At 74.9% G+C, this 4,481-nt stretch carries 3 protein-coding genes; all 3 read left to right on the top strand.

The window, feature by feature from the left end; all coding sequences use genetic code 11:
* Positions 1–27: 27 nt before the first annotated feature.
* Positions 28–882, top strand: coding sequence for a homocysteine S-methyltransferase (gene mmuM / locus GA0115240_RS35180; protein ID WP_237555468.1), 855 nt, complete (start codon positions 28–30; stop codon positions 880–882).
* Positions 883–963: 81 nt separating this feature from the next.
* Positions 964–2,511 (top strand): 3' terminal RNA ribose 2'-O-methyltransferase Hen1, encoded by a 1,548-nt coding sequence (locus GA0115240_RS35175; RefSeq protein ID WP_093743204.1) that lies wholly within the window; start codon positions 964–966, stop codon positions 2,509–2,511.
* Positions 2,508–4,481: polynucleotide kinase-phosphatase (locus GA0115240_RS35170; RefSeq protein ID WP_107407269.1), on the top strand; the 1,974-nt coding region annotated here is incomplete at its 3' end. The genes GA0115240_RS35175 and GA0115240_RS35170, both read left to right, overlap by 4 nt.

The raw sequence follows: 4,481 nt of genomic DNA, 5'->3' as shown, positions 1-4,481 counted from the left end.
AGGTCCTTCCTCGGCGCCGACGGCACCCTGGTGCTGGACGGCGGGCTGTCCAACCAGCTCGCCGCCCAGGGGTGCGACCTGTCCGACGCGCTCTGGTCGGCCCGGCTGCTCGCCGACGCCCCGGAGCACATCGAGGCAGCCCACACCGCGTACCTGCGGGCGGGGGCGCGGGTACTGATCACCGCCAGTTATCAGGCGACCTACGAGGGCTTCGCGCGGCGCGGGATCGGCCGGCCGGAGGCGTCGCGGCTGCTGCGTCACAGTGTGGAGCTGGCCCGGCGGGCGGCGGCGGGGCAGCCCGGGGTGCGGGTGGCGGCCTCGGTCGGCCCCTACGGGGCGATGCTCGCGGACGGCAGCGAATACCGGGGGCGGTACGGCAGGTCGGTGGCGGAGCTGGCCCGTTTCCACCGGCCGCGGATCGAGACGCTGGCGGCGGCCCGGCCGGACGTGCTGGCGCTGGAGACCGTGCCGGACACCGACGAGGCCGAGGCGATGCTGCGGGCCGCCGAGGGCACGGGTGTGCCGGTGTGGCTCTCCTACACCGTCGCCGGCGACCGTACCCGGGCCGGCCAGCCGCTGCGTGACGCCTTCGCGCTGGCGGCCGGCCGGGACCAGGTGATCGCGGTCGGCGTCAACTGCTGCGCCCCCGAGGACGCCGAGCACGCGGTGGAGGTGGCGGCGGCGGCCACCGGCAAACCAGTCGTGGTCTACCCGAACAGCGGCGAGCGCTGGGACGCCGAAGGGCGCCGCTGGCAGGGCGGTTCGGTGTTCGACCCGGGGCAGGCGCTGCGCTGGCAGGCCGCCGGGGCCCGGCTGATCGGGGGCTGCTGCCGGGTCGGCCCCGCCGGTATCGCGGCGGTCGCGGCGGCGCTGCGCGGGTGACCCGGGAGCGGTCCGCCGTCGGCCGGCCGTGCCGGAGAAAACCGTTGTCGGCCGGAAAGCCGGGCAAGGGATACTCAGCCGGTGTTCCTCACGATATCCACCACCGACAGCGCCGAGGGTCCCGCGACGGACCTGGGCTTCCTGCTGCACAAGCACCCCGACAAGGCCCAGGTCTTCTCGACCTCCTACGGCGACGCCCACGTCTTCTACCCGGAGGCGACCGCCGAGCGCACCACGGCGGCGCTGCTGCTGGAGGTCGATCCGCCCGCGCTGGTGCGGCGGGGGCGGGCGAAGGACCGGGGCGGGGCGCCCGACGCGGCGCTGGGCGCCTATGTGAACGACCGGCCGTACGCCGCGTCGTCGCTGCTGGCCGTCGCCCTGCGGACGGTGTTCTCCACCGCGATGCGCGGCGAGTGCCGCAGCCACCCCGAACGGGCCGCGGCTCCGCTGCCGTTGCGGATCGAGGTGCCCGCGGTGCCGGCCCGCGGCGGCCCCGCGCTGGTCGCCGGGCTCTTCGAGCCGCTCGGCTGGCAGGTGGGCGCGCGGCCTCTCGCGCTGGACCGGCACTTCCCGCAGTGGGGGGAGTCGCGGTATGTGGCCCTGACGCTCCAGGGGGAGTTGCGGCTGTCCGACGCGCTGCGGCAGCTGTACGTGCTGCTGCCGGTGCTGGACGACGCCAAGCACTACTGGGTGTCGGCGGACGAGGTGGACAAGCTGCTGCGGGCCGGTGAGGGCTGGCTGGCGCACCACCCCGAGCAGAAGCTGATCACCAGCCGCTATCTGGCCCGCCGCTGGTCGCTGACCCGCGAGGCGATGGAGCGGCTGGAGCTGGCCCGGCTGGCGGACGCCGACGACGTGGAGGTCGAGGAGATCGACAACGCGGTCGCCGCCGAGGCGCCGGAGGAGGCCGAGGAGCCGCCGACCCCGCTGGCCGTCCGGCGACGCGAGGCGATCCTGGCCGCGCTGCGCGCCGCGGGCGCCGCGCGGGTGCTCGACCTGGGCTGCGGGCAGGGGCAGTTGGTCGCGGCGCTGCTCAAGGAGCCGCGCTTCACCGAGATCGTCGGGGTGGACGTGTCGGTCCGGGCGCTGGACATCGCGGCCCGCAGGCTGCGGCTGGACCGGATGGGCGAGCGGCAGGCCGGCCGGGTCGCCCTCTTCCAGGGCTCGCTCGCCTACACCGACTCCCGGTTGAAGGGCTACGACGCGGCCGTGTTGAGCGAGGTCGTCGAGCATCTCGACCTGCCGCGGCTGCCCGCACTGGAATACGCGGTCTTCGGCGCCGCCCGGCCGGGCACGGTGGTGGTGACCACACCGAACGTCGAGTACAACGTGCGCTGGGAGACCTTGCCCGCCGGGCATGTCCGGCACGCCGACCACCGTTTCGAATGGAACCGGGCCGAGTTCGCCGCGTGGGCCCGGGCAGTGGCCGCCCGGTACGGCTACGAGGTGGCCTTCGCCCCGGTCGGCCCGGACGACCCGGAGGTCGGCCCGCCGACCCAGCTGGCCGTGTTCACCCGGCTCGCCGGGGCCGGGGCCCGCGGGAACCCGACCGCCCCCGCCACCCCCGCCCCGGTCCCGAGCACCCCCGCTCCGACCACCCCGACTCCGAAGGAGGAGGCAGCCGCATGAACGAGCAGCCAGCACGGACCGACCGGACCGACCGCGGCACCGGCGGCGCCGCCTCCCGCACCCTGCCCGTCACCGACCTCTCGCTGGTCGTGCTGATCGGCGCCAGCGGCTCCGGCAAGTCCACCTTCGCCGCCCGGCATTTCAAGCCCACCGAGGTGCTCTCCTCCGACTTCTGCCGCGGCCTGGTCAGTGACGACACCAACGACCAGAGCGCGACCGCCGACGCCTTCGACGTGCTGCACTACATCGCCGGCAAGCGGCTGGCCGCCGGCCGCCGCACCGTCGTGGACGCCACCAGCGTGCAGTCCGAGAGCCGCAAGCAGCTGATCGCGCTGGCCCGCCAGTACGACGTGCTGCCCATCGCCATCGTGCTGGACGTCCCCGAGCAGGTCTGCGTCGAGCGCAACGCGGCCCGCCCCGACCGGGCCGCGCTGCCCCGCCATGTCGTCCAGCGCCACCAGCGCGAGCTGCGCCGCTCCCTCAAGGGCCTGGAGCGCGAGGGCTTCCGCAAGGTGCACGTCCTGCGCGGCGTCGCGGAGATCGACGCGGCCGAGATCGTCACCGAGCGCCGCTACAACGACCTGACCCACCTCACCGGGCCGTTCGACATCATCGGCGACGTGCACGGCTGCTCCAACGAACTGGAGACGCTGCTGGCCGAACTCGGATACCGGGACGGGGCGCACCCGCAGGGCCGTACCGCGGTGTTCGTCGGCGACCTGGTGGACCGCGGCCCGGACAGTCCCGGCGTGCTGCGCCGGGTGATGGGCATGGTGGAGGCCGGCACCGCGCTGTGCGTGCCGGGCAACCACGAGAACAAGCTGGGCCGCTACCTGAAGGGCCGCCAGGTCCAGCACACCCACGGCCTGGCCGAGACCATCGAGCAGCTGGACAAGGAGGACGAGCGCGACCCGGAGTTCCGCGAGAAGGTCCGGCGGTTCATCGACGGGCTGGTCAGCCACTACGTGCTCGACGGCGGCAAGCTGGTGGTCTGCCACGCCGGGCTGCCGGAGAAGTACCACGGCCGCACCTCCGGCCGGGTCCGCTCGCACGCCCTCTACGGCGACACCACCGGCGAGACCGACGAGTTCGGCCTGCCGGTCCGCTACCCCTGGGCCGAGGACTACCGGGGGCGCGCGGCGGTCGTCTACGGCCACACCCCGGTGCCCACCACCTCCTGGATCAACAACACCCTCTGCCTCGACACCGGCGCGGTCTTCGGCGGCAGGATGACGGCGCTGCGCTGGCCGGAGCGCGAGATCGTCGACGTACCGGCCGAGCGCGTCTGGTACGAGCCCGCCAAGCCGCTGGCCACAGACGCGCCGGGCGGGCAGGACGGCCGTCCGCTGGACCTCGGCGACGTGGCGGGCCGCCGTACCGTCGAGACCGGCCTGATGGGGCGGCTGGCGGTACGGGAGGAGAACGCCGCCGCCGCGCTCGAGGTGATGAGCCGCTTCGCGGTCGACCCGCGGCTGCTCGGGTATCTGCCGCCCACCATGTCCCCGTGCGCGACCTCGGCCCGGGACGGCTACCTCGAGCACCCCGAGGACGCCTTCGCCGCGTTCCGGGACGACGGTGTGCGCCAGGTCGTGTGCGAGGAGAAGCACATGGGCTCGCGCGCGGTCGCCCTGGTCTGCCGCGACGAGGCGGCCGCCGAGGCCCGGTTCGGCGTCGCCGGGGTGACCGGGTCGCTGCACACGCGTACCGGACGCCCGTTCTTCGACGACCCGGCCGTCACCGGTCAGGTGCTGGCCCGGCTGCGGGACGCGGTGTCCGCGGCGGGCCTGTGGGACGAGCTCGGTACCGACTGGCTGCTGCTCGACGCCGAGCTGCTGCCCTGGTCGCTGAAGGCGTCCGGTCTGCTGCGCAAGCAGTACGCCGCGGTGGGCGCCGCGGCCGGCGCCGCCTTCCCGCCGGCCCTGGCCGCGCTGGAGGCCGCCGCGGCCCGCGGCGCCGACGTGTCCGCCACC

Origin of the sequence: Streptomyces sp. DvalAA-14, from assembly GCF_900091855.1 — a bacterium.
GTDB lineage: Bacteria > Actinomycetota > Actinomycetes > Streptomycetales > Streptomycetaceae > Actinacidiphila.
Note: the sequence above shows the minus strand (reverse complement) of the source record. Positions and strands in the feature narration are given on the sequence as shown.